We start from the raw sequence: 24,552 nt of genomic DNA on the forward strand, positions 1-24,552 counted from the left end.
TCCCCTCTCGCTCCCGGACCTCGAGCGCGCGAGCGCTCTTCTCACACGCTCGCCACAGCACGCCCAAGATTTCGACAGATCCGCGCGCAGCGCATCCTGCTGCATTCCCCGGACGCGCTCCAAATTTCCACGCAAAGAGACGCGCACGTACGATTTCGGAGCGCGCCGCGGTCACGCCCCTTGATCAGGCGGCGGTGCCCGCGGCGCTCCCTGGCTCCGCGTGCTCGGGCGTGGCCGCGTGCGGCGGCGCTGCCTGCTCCGCCGCGAGCGCCGCCTCGTCTTCCCGGGCGAGGAGCGCGTCCGTCTCGGCGAAGGCCGCCTCGCGTTGCGCGACGACGGCAGCGCAGCGCGCGCGGGCCGCGGAGAGCAGGCCGAGCCCGACGGCGACCCAGCCAGCTGCGGCCGTGTACCCGGCGGCCATGACAGACCCCGCGTCGCCCTGATCGGCCTTGGAGAGCATCACGAACGCATAGAACGGCGACGGGGCCGCGACGAGGAGAGCGCTCTCGCTCGTGTCGAGCTCCGCGACGAGGCCGGCGATGGCGGCGACGATCCATGGGCCGACCGCGATCGTGAAGAGCAGCGTCAGGAGAAGCGCCCGCGTGACCAGGGGCGAGGCGATCCGCGCGCGAAGGAACGCGCCGAGCCCGACGACGAACACGTAGACGGCGAGCGCGTAGACGGCGACGTGCTGGACCTGCTGCGCCTGGATCTCCGGCGTCGGGACGGGCACGCCGAGGCTCAGCCGGTGCCCGACGACCCAGAGCGCGGTGATGGCGGGGACCCCCACCGCGAGGAGGAGGTACGCCGAGCGCATCACGCCGGGGCCGAAGAAGCGACGCAGCCGGCTGGCGCGGCTCCGAGCCCAGTGCACCTCGACGCGGCGCGATGGGCCGATCGGCTCTCCGGCAAAGAGGAACACGCAGAAGATCAGAAACGAGAGCGCCACGCACACGCCCGCGACGATCGCGGGCAGGCGATCGGAGGCGTCCACCGCGAACGCCGGCACCGCGACGGCGGCGGTCGTCACGGGGGCGCAGACCGCGAACCACGTCTTCAGCCCGGAGGAGCGATCGTCGCTCTCGCTCGTGAGGTTCGCGACGGTCACCTGGTACAGGAACCACGCGGGCATGCCGACCGCCGCGATCGGAAGGAGGATCAGGAAGAGCACGTAATCGAGGCCGAGCGGCGCGCGCTGGTAGGCGATCGGGAGCCAGATGGGCAGCCCCTCGGGGACCTCCGGCCAGGCCAGGTGAGCCACGTACGAGAGCCCCGAGCCGCCCGCCGAGAACAGGCCGATCGACAGCGGGAACGCGAGCAGCAGCGTGACGAGGATCGCCGCGCGCAGGCTCCCCATCTTCGAGCTGATCGCCAGGCCGAAGGCCACGCTGAGCAGCGCGATCAAGAAGAGGAACAGGAAGGCGATCACCACCTCCATCGCGGTGATCCCGCCGAACAGGAACGGCAGCGCCCCGACCGGCGCGAGCATCACCACGTACATCGAGATCGCCGTGTAAGCGGCGAGGAACTTGCCTCGCGCGATCTCGCCGGGCGGGATGCCCGTCAGGAGCACCGCCTCCCAGGTGCGCCCCTCGCGCTCCGAGGCGATGCTGTTCGCGGCGACCGCCGGCCCGACCAGCGCCACGACGAAGTACGCGAGCGAGAAGAAGACCTGGAACAGGATCACGCCCGTCTTCGCAGGCGCGATTTCCTTCGCCGCGATGCCGCCGATGGTCGCCACGAGCAGCGCCATCAGCACGGCCAGCACCAGCAGGATGATCGGCGTGCGGGCGAGGCGCGCCGCCTGCTTGAGCTCGCGGATCCAGATCGGGTTCGGCTCGCCCAGGATGCGCCCCACGCGATGCCGCGCCCGATCGACGAGCCGCTGCGACGCCGGACCGGCGGGCGGCAATGTGCCAGTCTGCACGCTCACTGCACCTCTCCTTGCGTGACCTCCAGGAAGATCCTCTCGAGCTCGTTGCGCTCCGGCTCGACGCCGATCACGCCGACGCCGCTGCGCACGAGGTGCTGGACGATCTCGGCGATCTTCACGTCGGTGCCGACGTAACCGACGTGCACGGCTCCGGCGACGATGTCGACGTCGGTGATCCCGGGCCCGCCCCTGACCAGCAAGGCCGCTGCCTCGGGATCGCCGAGGACCCGCACCTTGACCCTGCGCCGGGAGATCTGCGAGAGCGCCGGATAGGCCGCCTGCCCCGCGCTCGCCGGCGCAGCGGCGTGCGGCGGGTGCGGGCCGTATCCGGGCGGCGGACCGCCGGCCTGCGCGCGATCGACGGCGGCCGGATCCACCGGCGCGCCGTCGGGCGTGGCCGCCTCGAGTCCGTGCCGCGGCGGCGCGTGCCCGTGCGCCTGCGGCCCGTACGCGCCCGGCGCGGCGCCGTGGCGAGGCGGCGCGTGCCCGTGCGCCTGCGCCGCGCGCACCGCCTCGAGGCGCGCGGAGATCTCCCCGATCGGCCCGGCGACGACGAGGCGGCCCTTCTCGAGGATGCCGATCGACGTGCACACGTCGGAGAGCTCCGTGAGGATGTGCGACGAGAGGAAGATCGTCTTCCCCAGGCTCCGGAGCTCGAGCAAGAGATCGCGGATCTCGATGCGCGCGCGCGGATCGAGATCGCTCGCCGGCTCATCCAGGATAAGGACCTTCGGATCGTGCAGCAGGATCCTCCCGAGCTGGAGGCGCTGCTTCATCCCCTTCGACATCGTGGCGACGATCCGGTCCTGGATCTTGCCGAGGTCGGTCAGCTCCAGGACGGCGTCGACCACGTCGAGCGACGGAACCCTGAAGGCGTCCGCGAAGAACTCGAGGTACTCGCGCACCGTGATCCTGTCGTAGACGCCGGCGTGATCCGGCATGTACCCGATGCTGCGGCGGACAGCCGCGGGGTCGATCGTCACGTCGACGCCGTCGATCTCGACCCGCCCTGCCATGGGCTCGAGCAAGGTCGCCATGACCCGGATCGTCGTCGTCTTGCCCGCGCCGTTCGGCCCGATGAAGCCGAAGATCTCGCCGGGGCCCACGTCGAAGGTGACGTCCTTCAGCACGTCGAGCGCGCCGAAGCGGTGCGAGAGGTGCCGGACGCGGATCGTCGGCCGAGGCCGCTCGATCTGCGCCCCGGAGGGCAGAGCGCCGCCGAGCGCCGCGCTCACGGCCGGCCTCCGTAGCCCAGGACCCGCACGAGCACGCGGTCGCTGTCGATCCGCAACCCGGAGTCGCTCGCGCGCCCCTCGCCGCCGTCGAGCTGGCCGAACAGCACGGGCACGCCGGCCGGGAACCAGTCGACCGATCCACCGGCCGCCACCTCGATGGCCAGCCACGCAGCGCCTAGCCCCGGCGCGTCGGGATCGAGGAGCGGAGCCAGCAGCCTCCCGCCGAGGTCGTGGACGTCCATGCCGCCGACCCGCCGCCCGAAGCCCGCGTGCGAGAGCCAGCCCTGCCCCTCGCTCCGCGCCGCGAGATCGACCCCCGCGCGCGACGAGACCCTCTCCCCGTCGCCGATGCGGGCGAAGTAGCGGGCCGCGCCCTCGGGTAGCCACAGGACGCCGGCCCGGAGGTCGCGGCCGCTCCTGTTGCTCACGACGACATCGCCGCTCGGATCGGCGACGATCGCGATGCCGTCGCCGAGCGACGCGGCCCCGTCCTCACGCACGATCACCGTCTGCCAGGGGAGCGCCGCGACCTTCGTCAGCCGGGCCCCGTCGCGATCCACGAGCAACCGGTCGCGCCGCTCCGAGAGCTCGGCGACCACCGCCGTGCTGATCACGCCGCTCGCGTCGGTCGTGCGGACCGTGAGCTCCTCCGCGCTAGCGACGAAGAAGCCCCGGAACCGGCGCACCGCCCCCTTCGTCATGCCGGCCCCCGCCTCGATCAGCGTGAGGTGGCGCGCCCGGCCGCGCACCCCCTTCGCGAGCAGGCCCACGCCGACGATCACCGCGAACGTGACCGCCGCGGCCACCGGCAGGTACCACAGCGCGCGGAGCGGCCTCCCCTGCCGCGCGGCGCGCGAGAAATTGATCGGACCGGCGAGCACCGCGTAAATGCAGAGCAGCAGCGCGGAGACCCCGATCGCCCAGCGGGAGCTCTCGTTCGGATCGAGCTCCCGCCGCACCGGCTCGAGGTCGACGCCCATCGCATCCTCCCCCGGGCGGAAGGCCACGGTGGAGCGACGGTCGTAGGCTCGGCGAGCGAGATCGGCCACCCGTATCTTCACCCACGGGTCGCTGGCCGCGGGCGAGCGCGTGGGGTCGAACGCGAGCAGGTGCACCTCGCCGAGGCCGTAGAACGCCGAGCTGCCATACGCGCTCCCGCGCAGGTTGCCGCCCGACCAGCCGCAGAGCGACTCGGCCACCGCGGGGGTCGCGCTCGGCGCGGGCAGGAGCACGTTGCCCTGCTTGCCAAAGCCGCTGGAGCCGCCGGGCGGCGCGATCTCCGCGAGGGTGGGCGGCGCGATGGCCGCCTTCGCGACCTCACCGCCGACGAACGCCGCGAGCGTCGGGTGCCGCAGATCCTCGGGGCGGGCGACGGACAGCGCCAGCGTGCCGCCGGAGAGGACGAAGCCGGCGAGCGCCTCGAGCTCGGAGCCGCTCAGCCTGGACAGCGTGTCGGTGCGCATGAGCACGGCGTCCGCCGCGTTGTACAGGGCCGCCCGGTCGGGCAGCAGCGGGTCGCCGGTCGCGCTGTCGAAGCGAGGCTGCCCGACCCAGAGGACAGGGCTCGGCGTCCCCCCGGGCGCGCGGCTGGTCGATATGTACAGCGGCGCGATCGGCGCGTCGTGGAGGCCCCCGCGGAGCAGCGACCTCTCGCTGACGTCGAAGAGCACCACCGCGTGTTGCGAGGTCGACGAGAGCCCCTGCGACGACACCTGCGCTCCGCCCTCATCGAGCGCCCGCACCTGCACGTCACCGAAAGGGGACACGTGCACCGGAACGCGCACGTCGACGGACGCGCCCGCCCCGACCGCGTAAGGCGCCGACGCGACGAAGACGCGCTCATCGGAGTAGCGCTTCGACTCGACCTCGACCTCGCCCCTGGCCGCCCGGCCGCCGTTGTTCTGGATGCGCACGACGACCTGGTTCCAGCCCCAGGGCACCCCGCCGCTCGTCCCGAGCACGGGCGCCACGTCGACGACGAGCGCCGTCGCGGTCGGCAGCGTCGGCGCCTGCCCGGACGCGGGCCCCGCCGAGAAGAGCGCCGCGAGCGACGCCGCCGCCGCAAGGCCCTTCACGCCTCTCCTCGGCGACCCGCTCCGGATCGCCTGCCCCCGCGGCTCCTCCGCGCGCCTCATCGCCGGATCGCCTGCGCCACGGGCTCGGGCCGCGCCTCGATCGCGGAGAGGAGCGCCGCGATCACCTGATCCGTCGTGATCCCCTCCGCCTCGCCCTCGAAGGACCGGATCATCCGGTGGCGGAGCACCGGCTTCGCGACCCGCTGCACGTCGGCGAAGGCGACGTGCGCCCTTCCCTGGAGCAGCGCCACGGCCTTCGCGGCCAGGACCAGCGACTGCGCGCCGCGCACGCCGGCGCCGAACCGGAGCGACCTCCGCACGATCTCGGGCGCCCCCTCGGCGGCCGGATCGCTCGCGCGGGTGAGCCGCGACGCGTACCGCATGACCGGCTCGGCGACCGCGATGTCGCGGCAGAGCGATCGCAGCGAGAGCACGTCGTCGCGGGTGAGCACCCGCGGCGGCGGCCCGCGATCGTGGCCCGTGGTCCGGGCGATGATCTCGGTCATTTCATCCTCGGTCGGGCTCGGCACGAGCACCTTGAGCAGGAACCGATCGAGCTGCGCCTCCGGCAGCGGGTAGGTCCCTTCCATCTCGATCGGGTTCTCGGTGGCCAGCACGAAGAACGGCTCCTCCATCGCGTACCGCGTGCCCGCGATGGTGCACGCGTGCTCCTGCATGGCCTCGAGCAGCGCGCTCTGCGTCTTCGGCGTCGCCCGGTTGATCTCGTCGGCCAGGATCACCTGCCCGAAGATCGGCCCCTTGTGCAGCGAGAAGTGGCGCGAGCCGTCCGCCGCCGCGACGAGCACGTTCGTGCCCGTCACGTCGCTCGGCATGAGATCCGGGGTGAACTGGATGCGCGAGAACGCGAGATCCAGGCAGCCGGCGATGGTCCTGACGAGGAGCGTCTTGCCCAGCCCGGGCGCCCCCTCGAGGAGGACGTGCCCTCCCGCGAGGATCCCCCAGAGCGTCTGCTCGATGACGTCGTCCTGCCCGACCACGGCCTGCCCGATCGCCTCTCGCAGCCGCGCGCTCGTCCGCTGGGCGAGCTCGAGCCTCGCCTCGAAGGACGCAGGGGCCGCGCCCTGCCCGCCGTCAATACCCGCGCCTGATTCCGCCGCCATCTGGTCGCCCTCGGCCGACGACGATAGCCGGCCGCGCCCCGCGCGTCGATCGGACCTCGCCACATGCTATGTCTTGCGAATGAGGATGCTTATGTTGACCTGTCGCCGTGGGCTCGCCTCGCTCTGCCTCTCCGCGCGCAGCGGCGCGGCGCTCACCGTGGCGCTGTCGCTCGGCGCGAGCGCCTGTGCCTCGGTCGTCGGCGAGCATGAGGTGGAGACCAAGTTCCTCGTGAAGCCCACCTCGCAGTCGACCTTCTCCGGATGGAGCGAGCTCTCCGTCTCGGAGGACCCGAACTCCGTCGACAGGGCCGAGCTCATGTACATCCGGCTGGAAGCACGCGACGACAACGTGCCTGACCTCACCTTCCTCAAGAGCGTCTCCGCCTCGGCCGTCGTCGACGGCAAGTCGACCGTCGTCGCCAAGAAGGCGCCGATGCCTACCGGGGAGCGCATCGTCCCGCTCGATCGGGTCTATCACGACGACATCCGGCCCTTCTTCTACAAGGACGACGAGAGCGGCGATTACACGGTGCACGTCGACTGGGAAGGCAAGGTCGATCTGACGAAGACGATCCCGCCCGAAGGGGTGTGGATGAAGGTCCTCGTCGCCGTCCGCATCGAGTGATCGCGCCGCTCGCCGCAGGCGCCCAGGAAGACGGAGTGCGTCTGCAGGGAAGGCGACCCGATGTGCGGCTGCCTTCCCTGGCGGTTCAGCGGGGCACGGCCGCGCGAGCGCAGCCGACGAGCTCCTTGAAGAGCGGCGAGGTGACGTAGCGCTCCCCGCCGTCGGGAAGGATCACCACGATCCTCTTTCCCTGCATCTCGTCGCGCGCCGCGATCGACAGCGCCGCGGCCATCGCCGCGCCGCCGGAGATGCCGACGAGGATGCCCTCGGTCTTGGCGAGCCGGCGCGCGGCCTCGAACGACTCGTCCTCGGACACGGGCACCACCTCGTCGATGAGCTCGCGCCGGAGGATCTTCGGGACGAAGCCCGCGCCGATGCCCTGGATCAGGTGCGCGCCCACGCGGCCACCGCTCAGCACGGACGCGTTTTTGGGCTCGACCGCGATCATCTTCACGCCCGGCTTCTTCTGCTTGAGCACCTCGCCCACGCCAGTGATCGTCCCGCCGGTCCCCACGCCGGCGACCACGACGTCGACCGTCCCGTCCGTGTCCTCCCAGATCTCGCGCGCGGTCGTCACGCGGTGCGCGGCGGGGTTCGCCGGGTTCTCGAACTGCTGGAGCATCACCGCGCCGGGCGTCTCTTCCACGATCTGCCGCGCCCGCGCGACGGCCTGCACCATGAGCGACCCGGGCGTCAGCAGCACCTCGACCCCGAACGCCCTGAGCAGCGCGATCCGCTCCGGGCTCATCGACTCGGGCATCGTGAGGATCAGCCGGTAGCCCTTGGCCGCGGCGATCATCGCCAGCGCGAGGCCCGTGTTGCCGCTCGTCGGCTCGACGAGGACGCTCCCGGACTTCAGCTTGCCCTGCCGCTCCGCGTCCTCGACCATCGCGAGGCCGATGCGATCCTTGACGCTGCCGCCGGGGTTCCGGCTCTCGACCTTGCCGATCAGCTCGGCGCGCAGACCCTTGCCCGCAGAGCTCAGGCGGACGAGGGGGGTGCGCCCGATCGTCGCCGCGATGTCGTCGAAGATTGAAGCCACGTGCCGCCTCCCGTGATGGCCGTTGGCCAGACGGGAGCGCCGGCCAGCGGGCTAGATGGAGTAATCTTGCACGAAGATCTTGGCGTCTCGGAGATTTACCAGCACCCTGTCCCCCTCGGACAGGCCGAGCTCGGCGACGCGATCCTTGGTCAGCTCGACGGAGAGCGGCTGGCCGTCGGAGAGGCGGAGCTCCGCCTTGACCATCCACCCGACCCGCGACAGCCGCTCGACGCGCGCGACGCTGGCGTCGTCGGCGGCGGGCGTCTTCGAGGAGTCGATCCGGGTGTGGACCTCGATGTCGTGCGGACGCACGAAGGCGTGCACGCTCGCGCCGTCGCCGGTCCCGGGGGGAGCGTGCACCGCGAGGGTACCGAGCGCCGCCTGGCCGTCGCGCACCTCCCCCTTGAGCACGTTGATCGACCCGACGAAGCTCGCGACGAACTCGGTCGCCGGCCGGTCGTAGATCTCCTCCGGGGTGCCGATCTGCTCGACCCGCCCCTTGTGCAGCACGATGACCCGATCGGCGAGGTCCATGGCCTCTTCCTGGTCGTGGGTCACGAAGACGCTCGTGATCCCTCGCTCCTTGTGGAGCCTCCGGATCCACTCGCGCAGCTCGAGGCGGACCTTGGCGTCGAGCGCCCCGAACGGCTCGTCGAGCAGGAGCAGCGACGAGCCTGGCGCGAGCGCGCGCGCCAGCGCGACGCGCTGCCGCTGGCCGCCGGACAGCTCGTGCGGGAACCTGCCGCCGAGCCCGTCGAGCTGCACGAGGCTGAGGAGCTCGTCGACGGTGGTCGCGATCTCCTTCCGTGGCCGCTTCCGGATGCTGAGGCCGAAGCCGATGTTGTCGCGCACGCTCATGTGCCTGAACAGCGCGTAGTTCTGGAAGACGAAGCCGATGTTCCGGTCCTGGACGCGGGTGGTGGTCGCGTTCTTGCCATTCAGGACGACCTCGCCGGAGTCGGGGCTCTCGAGCCCGGCGATGATGCGCAGGACGGTGCTCTTGCCACCTCCGCTCGGCCCGAGGAGCGCGACCAGCGCGCCGCTCTCGATCTCGAACGAGACGTCATCGACCACCTTGTTCGGACCGAACCGCTTCGTGAGCCGCTCGACAACAATTCCCATAAGCAACAGCTAGCCTTCCGACCCGTCTCGATCGCGCCTCGGACAGAAAAAGCGAGGGCCCGAGCGGGCACCAGCGTCGCCTGCCGAGCGGGTAGGCGCAACCAGATTCAGAAATACACATCGGAAAGGTGGGTGTATTTGCAAGAAAGGGTGAGGGCGAGCTGTTGCAAGAAGACTGACAGAGGACAGGAAGCGCGGAGCCCGTGCTCAGGCCGTCCCCCTCCCGGGTCGGTCAGTCCTCAACCTCGGTCCCGGTCCCCACGGTCCCAACCTCGGTCAGTCCTCAACCTCGGTCCCGGTCCCCACGCCACGGTCCAACCTCGGTCGGTCCCCGCTCCCCAACCTCGGTCGGTCTCAACCTACGGTCCCAACCTACGACCTACGACGGTCCCAACCTCGGTCGGTCCCCGCTCCGCTCCCCAACCTCGGTCGGTCTCAACCTCGGTCGGTCCCGGTCTCCAACCTCGGTCGGTCCGCTGTCGGTCCGCAACCCGGTCCCCAACCTCGGTCGGTTCCCGAACCCCGGAGCGAGCTCAGCGGCGTGGCGAGCTTTGCGCGGGCGGCTGCTGCCCGACTCAACGGACAGTCCGAGGTGCTAGCATCGCCGCGCCGCGACGCGGCAGGCCCGGGACCGGAGCCCGCGGCGCGGCTGGACGAGGACGCGAAGCCGCGACGCGGCAGGACCAGGACGGAAGGCGGATGCGTTGTCTGGTGACGGGGGTGGCCGGATTCATCGGCTCCCACCTGGCGGAGCGGTTGATCGAGCTCGGGCACGAGGTGCTCGGGGTAGACCGCTTCACCGACTACTACGCCCGCGAGCTCAAGGAGGGGAACCTGGCACGGCTGCGCGGCGAACCGCGCTTCTCGCTCTCGACGGCCGACCTCGCCACAGACGATCTCCGCCCGCTGCTCTCGGGCCGCGAGGTCGTCTTCCACCAGGCGGCGCAGGCGGGCGTGCGCCCGAGCTGGGGACAGAGCTTCGAGGTCTACCTGCGCGACAACGTGCTCGCGACGCAGCGGCTGCTGGAGGCAGCCAGGGCGCACGGCCAGGTGCGCAAGCTCGTCTATGCCTCGTCCTCCTCCGTCTACGGCGACCCCTCCGGCGACACGGGGGATGTGCCCATGCACGAATCCAGCCGGACCGCCCCCCACTCACCCTACGGGGTGACGAAGCTCGCCGCCGAGCAGCTCTGCGAGCTGTACCGGCGCAACTTCGGCCTGCCCACGATCTCGCTCCGGTACTTCACGGTGTACGGCCCCAGGCAGCGCCCCGACATGGCGTTTCACCGGTTCATCGCCGCCGTGCTGAAGGGCGAGCCGGTCCGCGTGTACGGCGACGGCGAGCAGACGCGCGATTTCACGTACGTGAGCGACGCGGTGCAGGCCAACGTCGACGCCATGGAGGGCGGCGCGGTCGGCGTGTTCAACATCGGCGGCGGCTCGCGGGTGAGCCTCAACGACGCGCTCGGGCTACTGGGGGAGCTCGCAGGGCCCGTGCGCGTCGAGCGGGGAGAGCCGCAGCCCGGCGACGTCCGGCGCACCTGGGCGGACACCGCGGCGGCGCAGGCGGCGCTCCGGTACGTGCCCCGGGTGCCCCTGCGCGAGGGGCTCGCGGCGCAGGTCGCCTGGCAAACGAGGCGGCTCGGGCTCTGCCGGTGACGGGCGCTCCGCGCCCTCACGCGCCGGCATCCCCTCCGCGAGGGACGAGCTCGACCACGCGCGCCGCCGGCACGCGCGCGCCCACGATCTCGTCCGCGAGGTTGACCCAGCGCGCGCAGCGATCGAGGACGACGCTGTCGGACGAGATCACGCCCGCCGCCCCCGCGAGGAGGCGGTCGGGATCGGGGACGAGCGTCGCCTCGATCGAGAGGGGCGCGCCCTCGAGCCGCTCCAGGATCCGCGCGCGCAGCCGCCCGGAGCTGGGGATCGCCGCGTCGAGGAGGAAGCGCGCGCGCGCCGCGCCGGCGCCGGACAGCGCGTCGCCGATCCGATCGATGGCTCCGTCGGTCTCCGCGATCGGCGCGTAGCTGCCGCGCAGCCCCGCGAGATCGCGCAGCGCCCCCTCCGGCCCGCGCACCAGCAGCCCGCCCGCGAGCGCCACCTCCAGGGTGATGATCAGGTTGAAGCCGTCGATGTTCGCCTCCGCGCCCTGGAGCGACGAGGACGGGGCGCAGCGCGCGAGGCGCGACGCCCGCTGCGCGTCCGAGCACGCGGCCCGCTGCAGCGCGAGGCGCTGGCGTGCGGCCAGCTGGTGGTGGTCGCCGGCGGTCCGGATCGCGGTGCGCAGCGGGTAGCCGCGGCCGAGGAGCCACGTCACCTCCTCGAAGGCCACGCGCAGCGTCCGGACGGCATCGGGGCCGAACAGCCGCTCATCGTCCGGGTGCCCGCCGCGCGGCGCGCCGCTGTGTTCGCCCGCCATGTCACCCTCCTCCTCGGCGCATCAGCACGCTGTCACGCCGTCGGCTCCCCACGCGACTCGATTACCACACCCGGGTCGCCTCCGAGCGCTCGTGTCGCGGAGATCGCCTGGTCGCTCCGCGCCTCGATCGCCGCGAGCGAGCAGCCTCCACACCAGGAGCCGCTGCTCCAGCGGCGCGTGCTCTTGCACGGAACGCGCCTCGGCGCCCCGCTCGCCCGGCGCGCACCGAGCGAGGCCCCGACCGGGCGCCTGGAGGAAAGCGCTTGCGGCAGAGCGCGCGCGGCTCGCTAAAATGCGCGGTTTCTGGGGGAGGAGCTGAGAGCGAACGATGGCAGCCCACGGATACAGCTTCGTCACGGACAAGGCGTTCAGCGCGTTCGCGCGGGATCTCGAGCACGGCGCGTGGAAGGGCGTCTTGATCGGCAGGTACGACGTCCCGAGCCGCGTCCCGACGGCGTTGCTCTTCGAGGCGCCGAGGCCGGTGGTCTGGAAGCTGCGCGCGCTCTGGAGCATCGCGGCGCTCGACGAAGCGCTCGGGGTGGCGTCGACCGCGGCGCTCGCCGAGCTCGACGCGGCGTGGGACGCTGCCCAACGAGCGCTGCACCTGTTCCTCGCGTCGGCGGCCGAGGGCAGGGATCCGGCCCACCGCGACGCGGCGATCCGGCTGCGCGGCGCGCTGCTCGCGGGGGCTGGCACCGAGCAGACCCAGTACGGGTACGACGCCGAGGTCGACTTCGGCTGGCGCCAGGTCGCCATCGCGAGCAAGGCGCCGCGCTCCGCCGACGTGAAGAAGATCGGCGCCGGCGCATACCTGAAGCGCATCGAGGAGGCGACAACGGCGCTCGCCAGGGGGCTCGGCCGGAGCTCCGGCCAGACGCGCGCGATCGCGCGCTCGAAGCGCATCCTCGAGGCGATGACCGCGTGTGCGTCGGCGTTCAACGCCATCCACGACGAGATCAGCTGGCTGATCGAGCACACGCCGAGCGGCAAGCAGCGCGAGCTCCTCGAGGCGCTCCACGCGCCCTTCCTGGCGCTGCTCGAGCGGAGCCCCCAGCGCGCCCTCACGGCCGACGAGAAGGGCGACACGACCACCGCGGAACCACCGTCGCCACGGCTCGACGGGCCGGAGAGCACCCCCGCCTGAGGCGTCCGACACCTGAAGACGCGCCTCGCCCCGCGCCAGCCCCTGGCAACGCTTCCCTCTCCCCCTGCCAGCATCCCGCAGCGCTTCCCTCTCCCCTGCCGGTGACCGGCAGCACGTCCTGCCCTCGTTGCCGTCGCGCTTGCAGCGCGCTCTCGGACGGAACCGCGCCTTCTCGTGACGTTCTGCTATCCTCCGCCGCCGTGATTGTGGACCAGCCCCCCACACCTGCCCCTCACGAGGCTCCGGAGGACCGCGCGACGTTCGGCCTCGCCGCCATCGATCCTCGCCCGAGCCTCATGGCGCCTTCCATCGCGCCGGCCGCCTCGGCGGCGCCGCACGTCTCGGTGGTCGTCCCGGGGCTGAACGAGGCGGAGAGCCTGATGGAGCTCGCGCAGCGGGTGGATCAGGCCTTGAAGGGCCGCTTCTCCTACGAGCTCATCTTCGTGGACGACGGCAGCACGGACGACAGCTGGGGCGTCATCTCCAGGATCCGCGCGGAGAACCCGGTCGTGAAGGGGATCCGGCTGCGGAAGAACTTCGGCAAGGCGACGGCGCTCACGGCCGGGTTCCGCAAGGCGAGGGGCGCCGTGGTCGTCACGATGGATGCCGATCTCCAGGACGACCCGGCCGATCTGCCGAGCTTCATCGCCAAGGTCGAGGAGGGCCTCGACGTCGTGGTGGGCTGGAAGGTCAACCGCCTCGACCCCGCCAATCGCCTCGTCCTGTCGCGGATCTTCAACGGGACCGTCCGCGCGGTCACGGGCGTGAAGCTCCATGACATGAACTGTGGCTTCAAGGCCTACCGTCGCGAGGTGCTGCGCACCATCCCGATCTACGGAGATCTCTTCCGGTACATCCCGGCGCTCGCCGCCTGGCAAGGCTTCCGCGTCACGGAGATCCCGGTGCGCCACCACGCCCGCAAGTACGGCGCCTCGCGCTACGGACTGGAGCGCATCCTGCGCGGCTTCTTCGACCTGCTCAGCGTCATGTTCCTCACGCGCTACTCGAAGAAGCCGATGCACCTCTTCGGCCTCATCGGCCTGGTCTTCGCGGCGACCGGCGTGACCATCAACGCGTATTTGACGTTCCTCTGGCTGCTCGGTCACAAGATCGGGGACCGGCCGCTGCTCCTCCTCGGCGTGCTGATGATCCTCCTCGGCATCCAGTTCTTCTCGATGGGCTTCATCGGCGAGTTCCTCACCTTCCAGATGCAGCAGCGCCACCTGGCAGACGAGCCGCCCATCCGCGAGGAGTTCGAGTGATCTCCGAGCCTCGCCTCGATCGGTCCTGGGTCCCCGCGTCCGGGCGCCTCCCCTCGCTTCAGGCCCTCTGCTCCGCGGCGCCTCGCTGAGCGCGCGGCCGGGGTTTGCCGTCGTGAGCCGCGCCGCCCTGCGCGCCCTCGTCCGCCTGATTGGCCCGCTGTTGCTCGTCCTCGTGGTCGTGCGCATGGACGACCGGGACGCGGTGCTCGGCGCGGTCGTGTCGGCCTCGGCTGGCCCGCTCGCGCTCGCGGCGGCGCTGAACGTCCTCAACATCCACCTCAAGGTGGTCCGCTGGGACGCGCTGCTGCGTGCCCGGGGCATCGTTTATCCGCTTCGGCGTGCGTGGAGCGCCTACGCCACGTCGCTCTACGTTGGCATGCTGACCCCCGGGCGGGTCGGCGACCTGCTCCGGATCCGCTACCTGCGCCACGACCTCGGCGTGCCTTACGCGGAGGGGCTGGCCACCGTCGTGATGGACAGGCTGTGTGATCTCTACGTGCTCGCCGCGTTCGTCGCGGTCGGCGTCGCCCGTTACAGCGCCGTGATCGCCGGCCGCCTGGCCTGGCTGACGTGGGGTGGAATCGCCCTGACGGTCCTGGCGCCCCTCGTGTTGCTCATCCCCGGGCTGGCCGAGCGGCTGCTGCTCGCCTTCTCGCGCAAGCTCGCGAAGGATCCGTCGGAGAGCGCGGAGCCCGGCGCGGCGAGCCGCTTCCTGGTCGCGCTGCGCGCTCATGTCGGGCGCGGGCTCCTCTTCACGCTCCCGGTCACGGTGGCGACGTTCGTCGTCAACTTCGCGCAGGGCTACCTCATCGCGCGCGCCCTCGGCGTACCGCTCTCGCTCTTCGACGTCACCTGCTTGCTCGCCATCGCGAACCTGCTCGGTCTCTTGCCGATCTCGATCGCCGGCGTAGGTGTCCGAGAGTTCTTCTTCTCCCTCGTATTCCCTTCGCTCGGCTTCACCGCCGAGCACGGCGTCAGCTTCGGCCTGCTGATCTTCGCCGTCATCTACCTCATCGTCGTCGCCGTCGGCTTCGTGAGCTGGCAGCTCGCCCCCCCGCCGACCTCCCCGGCCCCTTCCACCCCCGGATCCGGCTAGCGCCCCGAGCTCCTCCGTCGCCCGCAGGGGCGAGCGCGAGCGACGAGCTCCTTCGATCGACTCAGAGCGAGATCGGGGTCGTGAGCCGAAGAGGCTCCCCCTCGAAGGCCGGCACCCGCGCCGCGGCGGCTCGGAATGCGTCGACCACGCACGCGCCGACCTCGGTCCCGGTGAAGGGCGCCCCGTCCAGCGCCACGTGGGCCTCGCCGCTCGGCGCGAAGGTCACGGTCACGCTCCCCTCCCCGCTCGGCCCGTCCGGCTGCCAGCAGCGCTTCGCCCGGACGCGGCCGTGCTCGAGCGCCGCGCCCGCGGCCTTGCCCACCCGGACGCGCGCCCCGTCGACCCGGCTCGACAAGGCGTCGTACCCCTCGTGAGAGCGCAGCGACACCTCGGCAGAGGGGGGGTACGCCCCGCCGCGCTGCAGGCAGTGCGAGGGGCGCACCATCGCATAGCCCGTCGCGGTGGCGAAGCTGCACACCGCGAGCGCCACCAGCAGGGCCCGCTGCCCGCCGCCCCGGCCGAGCGGCCCGTCGGGCGGCCCATCATCGTCCGATCCATCACGCAACCGCTCGACCTCCGCACGGATCTCCGCGATCTCCGCGTCCCGGGCGGCGAGCGCCGCATCCCGCTCCTTCAGCTTGGCTTCGAGGGTTTCGATGCGCGCGCGAGCCGCATCGAGATGATCCCGGTAGTGCGACATGGCGCCATTCTACCGCGGGCCGCGCGTGGCGCCCTGCCCTTCCCGCGCCCTCGCGTCGTTACACGTCCTTCCGCGTCCTTTCGCGATGTTCCCCCCGCTCCTTGACAGCGGGGGGTGGGGTCAAGTAGCCGAGGACCCGCCTCACCTATGCTAGAGAACCACCGCACCAGGCTGAACAGCGCGCTCGCCAAGCTCGACGGCGCCCTCGAGCGGCTCGCGCGCGCCGCCTTGACCCTGGCGCCGTGGCCGATCCTCTACGGCATGAGCATCGCCGTGACGGCCTGGGTCTTCATCCACCCGAGCCGGCACGCGCAGCTCGACACGAACAAGCTGACCGAGGTGGAGCGCCGCTGGATGGCCGGCGGCGCCGTCGCCGCCATCGTGGGGGTCGCGCTCGCCTACTTCCTCGTGATGCTGGCGCGGCGGGTCCGCACCCGCTCGTGGGACTTCGTGGGCACCGTGGGCCGCCTCAACCGCGCCCTGATCCCCCTGCTCGCGCTCCCGTTCGTCGCCGCGCTCAAGCTCCCGAACATCGAGAAGGACAGCCCGAAGAGCACGATCTTCTTCGCCGCCCTCGCCGCCCTGGCCACGGGCGTCGGCGCCTACGCCTGGGGCCGCCGCGCGCGGCTCTCGCCCGGGCTCGACGATGCGTCCGAGCTCGATGGCGCGCCCGCCCGCGGAAGCCGCGCGCTCGCGACGGTCGCGCGATGGCTCCCGTCGCTGGCCCTGCTCGCGATGTGGACGGGTTACACGCTCTTCTTCTCCCGGCTCGCGATCACCAACCACCGCGCGCTGCACACGAGGACGCCCGACCTCGGGTACTACGACAACATCTTCTACCAGACGATCCACGGACGGCCGCTCGGCTGCTCCTGGCTCAAGGCCGGTTACCACGGCTCCGCGCACTTCGACCCGATCCTCATCCTGCTCTCGCCGCTCTACCTGATCTACCCGAGGGCGGAGTTCCTCCTCATCCTCCAGTCCGCGTGGCTCGGCGCCGGCGTCGTCCCCGTGTACCTGCTCGCGCGCGACAAGCTCGCTCACCGCGGCAAGGCGCTCCTGCTCGCCGCCGTGTGGGCCATCTATCCGGCCCTGCACGGCGCGAACATGTACGAGTTCCACTCGCTCGCGCTGATCTCGCCGCTCGTCGTCTGGCTCCTCTACTTCTACGAGACCGGCAGGGACAGGCTGTACTGGGTCACCCTCGCCGTGCTGCTGCTCTGCCGGGAGGACGTCTCCCTGCTGATGTGCTTCATCGGGCTCTACGCCATCTTCGACCGGCGCCCGGGAAGGACGCGCCTCGGCTGGGTGACGATCGCGACGAGCCTCGTCTACTTCGTGATCGTGAAGCTGTTCTTCATGACGTCGGCGGGCATCATCATGTCCGGCAAGGACGCTTATTCGTTCGCCTATTACTACGAGGAGCTCATGCCGAACCGGAGCGGGCTCGGCGGCATGCTCGTCTCCCTCCTCACGAACCCTGTCTTCGCGCTCAAGGTCCTGCTGGAGGAGCCGAAGATCATCTTCCTGCTCCAGCTCTTCGTCCCCCTCTGCTTCCTGCCCTTCCTCGCCAAGCCCGGGCGCTGGATGCTCGCCTACGGGCTCCTGTTCTGCCTGCTCGCCTCGCGCGACGCGGTGTTCTCGATCCACTTCCAGTACTCGTCGATCCTCTTCCCCATCGCGTTCGTGCTGACGCCGATCGCGCTCAAGCGGATCGAGGGCTCCGGGCCGACCGCGTACTACGGGCTCGACGGGCGGCGCCTGTCGCGCGCGCTGCTCGCCGCCATGGTGGTGGCGGCCGCGCTGATGTCGTGGAAGTTCGGCGGCCTCGTCGAGAACGCGTCGTTCAGGGGCGGCTTTTCCCGCGTGGCGCGCAAGCTGACGCCCGACCAGGAGGCGACCTACGCCTGGGTCCGGCAGCAGGTGGAGGCGATCCCGAAGAGCGCCATCGTCGGCGCGACGAGCAAGATGGGACCGCACGTGTCGAACCGGAAGGAGGCCTATTTCTATCCGGGCGACCGCGCCGCGACCGTCCAGTACGTGCTGCTCGACGAGGGGGAGCTCAAGGGCAAGGACCTGGAGCGCCACAACGCTGCGGTGAAGCGCGGCGAGCTCGAGGAGCTCAGCCGGCTGAAGAAGATGGCGCTGTTCAAGCGGGTGAAGCCGCCGTCGAAGGCGCAGCCGCCGGCGCCGGCAGCCTCCGACGAGCCCCCTACCGGAGACCCGCCCCCGGAGCTACGAAAGCTGGACCGAAAGGACGGCGGCGCGCCGCCTGCGCCCTCCACCACCGCGGAGCAAGATGAAGACCCTCCTCCTGGCCCATGACTTCAACGCGACCTCCGAGATCGCCCTCGACACGGCGATCGAGCTCGCCCGCAAGCTGTCCGCGAAGCTCGTCGTCGCGCACGTGTACAGCGTGCCCGTCTACAGCTTCCCGGAAGGCTCGTCCCTGATCCCCTCGGCCGAGGACGCCGCGCGCATCGCCGATGCGGCGCAGCGGAGCCTCGATCAGGTGCTCGAGCGCCGGCGCGCCACGCCCGGCGTCGAGATCTCGGGCGTGCTGCGCGCCGGCGTCCCCGACGAGGAGATCTGCCGCCTCGCGGACGAGATCGGCGCCGAGATGATCGTGATCGGGACGCACGCGCGCGGGGCGGTCGCGCGGGCGCTGCTCGGCAGCGTCGCGCAGCGGGTGGTGAGATCGGCAAAGGTCCCGGTCCTGTCGATACGGGGACCGCAACCGGCCTGATGTAGGTGACATCACGAAACGATCGGATTCGGTGTCCGGCGCCGCCAGATCGGGCGTTAGAAATTTCCCGACTTCCTGTCAAATGCGTCCTGCCGCGACGACGAAACCTCGTTGAAACATTGGGCACGTTACCCCGGTGCCATGAAGATCGACACTGGGGATACGGCCTGGCTCCTCGCATCGACAGCCCTCGTCCTTTTCATGACGCCGGGCCTCGCCCTGTTCTACGGCGGCATGGTGCGCCGCAAGAACGTGCTCGCGACGCTCATGCACTCGTTCGCCGCGCTCGCGGTGATCTCGGTGCAGTGGGTGGCCATCGGGTACTCGCTCGCGTTCGGGACCTCGCACGGTGGGCTCATCGGCGGGTTCGACTTTGTCGGTCTGCACGGGATCGCGATGGTCGAGCGCGGCACGGTGCCGCACATCGCGTTCGCCGCGTTCCAGATGATGTTCGCGGTGATCACGCCCGCGCTCATCGCGGGGGCGTTCGCCGAGCGGATGAGGTTCTCGGCGTACCTGGTCTTCATCCTGCTCTGGTCCACGCTCGTCTATGACCCGGTGGCGCACTGGGTGTGGGCGGAGAAGGGCTGGCTCTTCGAGATGGGCGCGCTCGACTTCGCGGGCGGCACCGTGGTTCACCTCGCGGCGGGCATCTCGGCGCTGATCTGTGCGCTCGTGCTGGGCAGGCGCACGGGATATCCGCACGAGCGGCACGTGCCGCACAACCTGACGATGACCCTGACGGGCACGGGCATCCTGTGGTTCGGGTGGTTCGGCTTCAACGCCGGCAGCGCGCTGACGTCGGGCGGGCTCGCGGCGCTGGCGCTGCTCGACACGCACCTCGCGGCGGCGGCGGGCGGCGCGGCGTGGCTCCTCGTCGAGTGGGCGCAGCGAGGCAAGCCGACCGCGCTCGGCGTGGCGTCCGGCATCGTGGCCGGGCTCGTCGGGATCACGCCCGCGGCCGGGTTCGTGGCGCCGTGGGCCGCCGTCGTGATCGGCCTGCTCGCGGGCGTGGTGTGTTATGCGGCGGTCGTCTCGAAGGAGCGCCTGCGCTACGACGACTCGCTCGACGCGTTCGGCGTCCACGGCGTGGGCGGCCTCCTCGGCGCGATCCTCACCGGCGTCTTCGCCGAGAAGGCCCTGAACGAGGCCGGCCGCGACGGCGTGATCGCCGGCAACCCGGGGCAGATGGTCCCGCAGCTGGTCGGCATCGCGGCCGTCGGGCTGTACGCCGCGATCGTGACCTTCGTGCTCCTCAAGCTTGTCGACAAGCTGATCGGCCTGCGCGTGCCCGAGAGCGACGAGCGCGAGGGCCTCGACGCCACCGAGCACGGCGAGACCGGCTACGCGCTGTAGCGACGCTGTAGCGACACAGAGGGGGGCAGCCGCAGACCCAGGTCGACAAGGGCTCCCGGCCGCGCTCGTCCTCCCGGTGAGGAGGGAACCGCGCGGCCGGGGGTGCCGTCGTTGTTGCCTCCCCCCGGGCGCACCGCTAGAGCGACAGACGGTTCGAACCGAAAGGCGCCGAGAGCGCCAAGAGAGCTCGACAATCTCTTGGCGCTCCCGGCGCCCTGACGGTTTCTACGCTCGAACCGAACGGTGCTCCATCTTGCGCCGAACCTTCCCCCTGGGCGCGCGCCACGAGCGAGCGCCCCGTCATCACGGAGCAGACAGGCATGAGCGGCCATTCGAAGTGGGCCACCATCAAGCGCAAGAAGGGCGCGCTCGACGCGAAGCGCGGCAAGCTCTTCACGAAGCTCATCAAGGAGATCACCGTCGCCTCGCGCATGGGCGGCGGAGACCCGAACGGCAACCCGCGCCTCCGCAAGGCGATCAACGACGCCAAGGGCCAGGCGATGCCCGCCGACACGATCAAGCGCGCCATCCAGCGCGGCACCGGCGAGATCGAGGGCGCGAACTACGAGGAGATCCTCTACGAAGGGACAGGGCCCGGCGGGACGCTGTTCCTCTGCGAGGCGATGACCGACAACCGGAACCGCACCGTCGCCGAGATCCGGAAGATCTTCGAGAAGAACAACGGGCAGCTCGGCGCCGGCGGCTCCGCGCAGTGGGCCTTCGAGAGGAAGGGGATCATCCTCCTCGCGAAGGACGCGGCGACGGAGGATCAGCTGATGGACACCGCCGTGGGCGCGGGCGCCGACGACTACAGCGACCAGGGAGAGGAGTGGCAGGTGCTCTCCAGCGTCGACGTGATGGACACCGTCGTGAAGGCCCTCGAGGACGCGAAGATCGCGGTGAAGTCGAACTCCGCGGGCTACGTCCCCAAGACCAAGAAAGAGGTCGCGGGCCGCGACGCCGAGGTCTGCCTGAACCTCGTCGACTCGCTCGACGACCACGACGACGTGCAGAACGTCTACGCCGACTTCGACGTCCCCGAAGAGGAGCTCGCGAAGCTCGAGGGCTGATCCCGCGGCAGGCGCGAGCCCGTCACGGCCGCCAGATCGGGAAGCTCACGATCGCCCACGAGAAGAACGCGTGGGCGAAGACCGCCGGCGCCAGGCGCCCGGTCCGGTGCACCACGCGACCCCACACGATCGAGCAGCCGAAGCCCGCCGCGACGAGCAGCGGGTTCGGCCCGGCCACCGGATCGCCGAGCAGGAAGAGCGTGGGGGCGTGCGCGGCGGCGAACAGCGCGCTCGACAGCAGCCACGCGGCGCCCCGGTCGAGCGGCCCCTCCAGGGCGCGCAGGACGAGCCCGCGCCAGACGATCTCCTCCAGCGCGGCGATGACGAAGACGAGCGCGCCGACGAACACGCGCGCGTCGGCCGAGGGGTCGCCGAGCTGGAGGTACAGGCGAAGGACCCACGCCTCGCGAGGCGAGCCCCGCGGGGCGAGCAGCAGCTGCACCGCCATGGCGAGCCCGTAGAGCCCCGCCGCGACCAGGGCGCCGCGCGCGAGATCGCCGGACAGGGGGCGGAGCGCGGCGCGGAGCTCGCCGCGCCGGCGGAGCCACATCACGGTGATCGCCGTGAGGACGGCGTAGAGCGCGCCGAGCGCCGCGAGCATGGCAGGCGCGCCCGCGCGGCCGGGATCGAACGCGAACGAGACGGCGAGCGCGACACAGGCGGTGACGGACGCGGCGATGAGCGCGGCCTCGCGGCGCGAAGAGCGCGGCGGATCGCGCGGATCGATGGCCCGCGGATCGCGCGACGAGGCCGGGGCGGCCGAGCCAGAGGCAGCCGGAGGAGCCGCGGCGCGGTCTTCACCCGGGATCATCGCGCGCTCGCCTGACCCGTCCGACCCGTCTGACTCGTTCGACCCGTCTGACTCGTTCGACTCGTCTGACTCGTCTGACTTAATTGCAAGACCCGGTCGAGGATGCGGTCCGCGAGCGCCGGCTTGGGCAACACGCCGAGCGCGTCGGCGGCGTCGCCGGTCACGATCGTGGCGCGGTTGTCGTCCCGGCCGAACGAGTCCGCCGCGTGGTTGGCGACGATCATGTCGACGCGCTTGCTCGCGAGCTTGTGCCGGGCGTAGGCGATGACCCCCTCGTCCGTGGCGGTCTCGACCGCGAACCCGACGAGCACCGGCGAGCGCGCTCCGTCGTCGCCGGCAGCGTCCGCCAGCCCGCCGCGCGCCGCGCCGATCTCCGCGAGCAAATCAGGGTTCGGCACGAGCGGGAGCGACGCGAGGTCGGGCGTCCGCTTCAGCTTGGTCGCGTGCAGCTCGGCCGGGCGGTAGTCGGACACGGCGGCCGTCATGATGAGCGCGTCGGCGCCGCGCAGGTCCTCGCCGAGCGCCTGCCAGAGCGCGCCGCGCATCGAGAGCGCGCCGCGCACGTCGACCCGGCGCGCGCCCGGCGGCGTGGAGAGCGACACGGGGCCGGCGATGAGCGTGACCTGCGCGCCCCGCGCCGCGGCCCGCTCCGCCACGGCGAAGCCCATCTTGCCGGTCGACCGGTTGCCGAGGAAGCGCACGGGATCGAGGTCCTCGAGCGTCGGGCCCGCGGTGACGACGACGCGGAGCCCCGCGAGGTCGCGCGGGGCGAGCCGCGAGAACGCCGCGGCCGCGATCGCCGCCGGCTCGGCCATGCGCCCGAGGCCGCGCTCGCCCGAGGCGACCTCGCCGAAGACCGGGCCGACGAGCTGCACGCGCCCGTCGGCCTCGAGCGTGGCGACGTTCCGCGCCGTCGCGGGATGAGCCCACATGCGGGGATGCATCGCCGGCGCGGCGAGCACAGGCCCCCGCGCGCACAGGGCGAGCGCCGTCACGAGGTCGTCGGCGCGCCCCGCGGCGAGGCGGGCGATCACGTCGGCGGTCGCGGGCGCGAGCAGCACGAGATCGGCCTCGGCGGCGAGCGCGACGTGCAGCTCGCCCGCGAAGCCGGGATCCCACATGGTGTCGCGCACCGGCTCGCCGCAAAGCCCGCTCAGCGTCATCGGCCCGAGGAACTGCTGCGCCGCGCGCGTCATGATCGGGAGCACGCGCGCACCGCCCTGGATCAAGAGCCGGGCCACCTCGGCGGCCTTGTACGCGGCGATGCTGCCCGAGACGGCGAGCGCGACGATCGGCCGCGCGCGTTCGGGGGCTTGGCCAGCGGGCGGCGGGGCGGAGGCCTCGGGGCGAGGTGCGGGAGATGACGGCGTTCGGCCAGACATGGCGCAGGTGCCAGCGTGGGTCGTGGGGGTCGGTCCGGCGTCCACCGTGGCACGAAAATCGCCGATCGTACACGGCCACGACACGGTACACGCTGCGCCGCGGGCGGATGATCCGGGGTCGCGCTGCGGGCAGAGAGCTCGCGCTGGCGCGCACGCGCGCACTACCGCGCGCCGACCCGCGCCAACGCGCCCGCGCAGCAAGAAACCCGGCTGATTTTTGGGGCGTGACAGTGGCATCACCCACCGGGAGCGCGTAATGGGATGAGCTCCCTCAGAGGAACACGACAACGATGGCAAGCACCGTCCTCACCGGCATCAAGCCCACCGGAACGCCGCACCTCGGCAACTTCGTAGGGGCGATCAAGCCGGCGCTCGCGCTCGCAGGGACCGCGTCGAACGCGCTCTACTTCGTCGCGGACTATCACGCGCTCAACCTCATCCACGACGCGCAGAAGCTCCGGAGCCTGGTCCATGAGGTCGCCGCGACGTGGCTCGCGCTCGGCCTCGATCCCGAGAAGGTCATCTTCTACAGGCAATCCGACGTTCCGGAGATCTTCGAGCTCAGCTGGATCCTCTCCTGCTTCACGGCGAAGGGGCTCATGAACCGCGCCCACGCCTACAAGGCGGCTGTCGCCAAGAACATGGAGTCCCGGGCCGGGGCGTCGAGCGCCGCGGGCGCCGAGGACAGCGACGACCTCGACGCCGGGATCAACATGGGCCTCTATGCCTATCCGGTGCTGATGGCGGCCGACATCCTCCTGTTCAAGACGAATGTCGTGCCGGTGGGCAAGGACCAGGTCCAGCACATCGAGATCGCCCGCGATATCGCGCAGCGCTTCAACGCGATCTACGGCCCGACCCTCGTCCTGCCCGAGGCGCGCATCAGCGCGGAGACGGCGGTGATCCCGGGCCTCGACGGCCGCAAGATGAGCAAGAGCTACGACAACACCATCGCGCTCTTCCTGCCGCCGGAGAAGCTGCGCAAGACGATCTTCAAGTACAAGACGGACTCGTCGCCCCCGAGCGAGCCGAAGGATCCGAACACCTCGCCGCTCTTCCACCTCTACCGGGAGTTCTCCACGTCCGAAGAGGCGGAGGCGCTCCGCGGCCGCTACCAGAGCGGCATCGGCTGGGGCGAGGCGAAAGAGGCCGTGTTCGAGGTGCTGAACCGCGCGCTCGAGGAGCCGCGGCGCCGCTACGCCGATCTCATGGCCAACCCGGCCCGCATCGACGCCCTGCTCCTGGAAGGCGCCCAGCGCGCGCGGGCGCTCGCGGGCCCGACGCTCCACGAGGTGCGCCGGGCGATCGGCGCTCGCTGAAGGCCGCGGCGGCGGAGGACGAGCGGAGCTCGCCGGGGCCAGCGCGCGGCGAGCGCCGCCGAGCAGCCGCCGCCGGCTCCGCTCGAGGCCGCCC

General features: G+C 71.5%; 20 protein-coding genes. 10 read left to right on the plus strand and 10 right to left on the minus strand.

Annotated elements, in window-relative coordinates:
• Window positions 1-184: 184 nt before the first annotated feature.
• The 4 genes from WMF11_RS41075 to WMF11_RS41090 are packed head-to-tail and all read right to left on the minus strand — an operon-like array spanning window position 185 to window position 6,364.
• On the minus strand, window positions 185-1,933 hold the full coding sequence (locus WMF11_RS41075) for an ABC transporter permease (RefSeq protein ID WP_437974644.1): 1,749 nt from the start codon (window positions 1,931-1,933) through the stop codon (window positions 185-187).
• The gene (locus WMF11_RS41080) at window positions 1,930-3,168 is read right to left on the minus strand and encodes an ABC transporter ATP-binding protein (RefSeq protein ID WP_437974645.1); all 1,239 of its coding nucleotides are present in this window, start codon (window positions 3,166-3,168) and stop codon (window positions 1,930-1,932) included. Before WMF11_RS41080 ends, WMF11_RS41075 begins: the two co-directional genes overlap by 4 nt.
• A complete protein-coding gene (locus tag WMF11_RS41085) occupies window positions 3,165-5,243 on the minus strand; it encodes a hypothetical protein (protein WP_437974646.1) in 2,079 nt (692 codons plus the stop codon). The genes WMF11_RS41080 and WMF11_RS41085 overlap by 4 nt, the downstream gene beginning before the upstream one ends.
• 56 nt (window positions 5,244-5,299) lie before the next feature.
• The gene (locus tag WMF11_RS41090) at window positions 5,300-6,364 is read right to left on the minus strand and encodes an AAA family ATPase (protein WP_437904555.1); all 1,065 of its coding nucleotides are present in this window, start codon (window positions 6,362-6,364) and stop codon (window positions 5,300-5,302) included.
• A gap of 91 nt (window positions 6,365-6,455) precedes the next feature.
• Here WMF11_RS41090 and WMF11_RS41095 point away from each other — a divergent pair, with 91 nt between their 5' ends.
• Complete coding sequence (locus tag WMF11_RS41095) at window positions 6,456-6,989, plus strand: hypothetical protein (RefSeq protein ID WP_437545320.1); 534 nt, start codon at window positions 6,456-6,458, stop codon at window positions 6,987-6,989.
• Between the two features lie 85 nt (window positions 6,990-7,074).
• On the opposite strand, the gene cysK is transcribed toward WMF11_RS41095, so the two are convergent.
• Both cysK and WMF11_RS41105 read right to left on the minus strand, forming a co-directional pair.
• The gene (cysK, locus tag WMF11_RS41100; protein ID WP_437974647.1) at window positions 7,075-8,031 is read right to left on the minus strand and encodes a cysteine synthase A; all 957 of its coding nucleotides are present in this window, start codon (window positions 8,029-8,031) and stop codon (window positions 7,075-7,077) included.
• A 51-nt stretch (window positions 8,032-8,082) separates the two neighbouring features.
• Entirely contained in the window at window positions 8,083-9,153 is a 1,071-nt protein-coding gene (locus tag WMF11_RS41105; RefSeq protein ID WP_437741684.1) for a sulfate/molybdate ABC transporter ATP-binding protein, read from the minus strand.
• 699 nt (window positions 9,154-9,852) lie between these two features.
• On the opposite strand from WMF11_RS41105, the gene WMF11_RS41110 reads away from it, so the two are divergent.
• Window positions 9,853-10,812 (plus strand): NAD-dependent epimerase/dehydratase family protein, encoded by a 960-nt coding sequence (locus tag WMF11_RS41110; protein WP_437974648.1) that lies wholly within the window; start codon window positions 9,853-9,855, stop codon window positions 10,810-10,812.
• A gap of 16 nt (window positions 10,813-10,828) precedes the next feature.
• On the opposite strand, the gene WMF11_RS41115 is transcribed toward WMF11_RS41110, so the two are convergent.
• A complete protein-coding gene (locus WMF11_RS41115; protein ID WP_437974649.1) occupies window positions 10,829-11,572 on the minus strand; it encodes a DUF434 domain-containing protein in 744 nt (247 codons plus the stop codon).
• Window positions 11,573-11,900: 328 nt separating this feature from the next.
• On the opposite strand from WMF11_RS41115, the gene WMF11_RS41120 reads away from it, so the two are divergent.
• The 3 genes from WMF11_RS41120 (at window position 11,901) to WMF11_RS41130 (ending at window position 15,074) form a co-directional block, all read left to right on the plus strand.
• Window positions 11,901-12,716: a hypothetical protein gene (locus WMF11_RS41120; protein ID WP_437974650.1), complete on the plus strand. Its 816-nt coding sequence runs from the start codon at window positions 11,901-11,903 to the stop codon at window positions 12,714-12,716.
• A 296-nt stretch (window positions 12,717-13,012) separates the two neighbouring features.
• Window positions 13,013-13,978 (plus strand): glycosyltransferase family 2 protein, encoded by a 966-nt coding sequence (locus WMF11_RS41125; protein ID WP_437979383.1) that lies wholly within the window; start codon window positions 13,013-13,015, stop codon window positions 13,976-13,978.
• A 112-nt stretch (window positions 13,979-14,090) separates the two neighbouring features.
• On the plus strand, window positions 14,091-15,074 hold the full coding sequence (locus tag WMF11_RS41130; protein ID WP_437974651.1) for a lysylphosphatidylglycerol synthase transmembrane domain-containing protein: 984 nt from the start codon (window positions 14,091-14,093) through the stop codon (window positions 15,072-15,074).
• A 61-nt stretch (window positions 15,075-15,135) separates the two neighbouring features.
• On the opposite strand, the gene WMF11_RS41135 is transcribed toward WMF11_RS41130, so the two are convergent.
• Window positions 15,136-15,774, minus strand: coding sequence for a hypothetical protein (locus WMF11_RS41135; protein WP_437545335.1), 639 nt, complete (start codon window positions 15,772-15,774; stop codon window positions 15,136-15,138).
• Between the two features lie 147 nt (window positions 15,775-15,921).
• Between WMF11_RS41135 and WMF11_RS41140 the strand changes: the two genes are divergently transcribed.
• From WMF11_RS41140 to WMF11_RS41155, 4 genes are all read left to right on the plus strand, one after another.
• Window positions 15,922-18,099, plus strand: a complete 2,178-nt coding sequence (locus WMF11_RS41140) for a DUF2079 domain-containing protein (protein WP_437904561.1) — start codon at window positions 15,922-15,924, stop codon at window positions 18,097-18,099.
• Window positions 18,074-18,520, plus strand: a complete 447-nt coding sequence (locus tag WMF11_RS41145; protein ID WP_437904562.1) for a universal stress protein — start codon at window positions 18,074-18,076, stop codon at window positions 18,518-18,520. The genes WMF11_RS41140 and WMF11_RS41145 overlap by 26 nt, the downstream gene beginning before the upstream one ends.
• 141 nt (window positions 18,521-18,661) lie before the next feature.
• Window positions 18,662-19,876 (plus strand): ammonium transporter, encoded by a 1,215-nt coding sequence (locus tag WMF11_RS41150; RefSeq protein WP_437974652.1) that lies wholly within the window; start codon window positions 18,662-18,664, stop codon window positions 19,874-19,876.
• Between the two features lie 320 nt (window positions 19,877-20,196).
• Window positions 20,197-20,946, plus strand: coding sequence for a YebC/PmpR family DNA-binding transcriptional regulator (locus WMF11_RS41155; RefSeq protein ID WP_437526015.1), 750 nt, complete (start codon window positions 20,197-20,199; stop codon window positions 20,944-20,946).
• A 22-nt stretch (window positions 20,947-20,968) separates the two neighbouring features.
• On the opposite strand, the gene WMF11_RS41160 is transcribed toward WMF11_RS41155, so the two are convergent.
• Together WMF11_RS41160 and coaBC are read right to left on the minus strand one after the other, a co-directional pair.
• A complete protein-coding gene (locus tag WMF11_RS41160; protein WP_437904563.1) occupies window positions 20,969-21,757 on the minus strand; it encodes a CPBP family intramembrane glutamic endopeptidase in 789 nt (262 codons plus the stop codon).
• Window positions 21,754-23,139 carry a bifunctional phosphopantothenoylcysteine decarboxylase/phosphopantothenate--cysteine ligase CoaBC gene (coaBC, locus tag WMF11_RS41165; RefSeq protein ID WP_437974653.1) on the minus strand — a complete coding sequence of 462 codons (1,386 nt, stop codon included), beginning with the start codon at window positions 23,137-23,139 and terminating at the stop codon, window positions 21,754-21,756. Before coaBC ends, WMF11_RS41160 begins: the two co-directional genes overlap by 4 nt.
• 290 nt (window positions 23,140-23,429) lie before the next feature.
• On the opposite strand from coaBC, the gene WMF11_RS41170 reads away from it, so the two are divergent.
• The gene (locus WMF11_RS41170) at window positions 23,430-24,458 is read left to right on the plus strand and encodes a tryptophan--tRNA ligase (protein WP_437904565.1); all 1,029 of its coding nucleotides are present in this window, start codon (window positions 23,430-23,432) and stop codon (window positions 24,456-24,458) included.
• Window positions 24,459-24,552 lie beyond the last annotated feature (94 nt).

It is taken from the genome of Sorangium sp. So ce295 (assembly GCF_051527405.1).
In the GTDB taxonomy this organism is placed as follows: domain Bacteria; phylum Myxococcota_A; class Polyangia; order Polyangiales; family Polyangiaceae; genus Sorangium; species Sorangium cellulosum_B.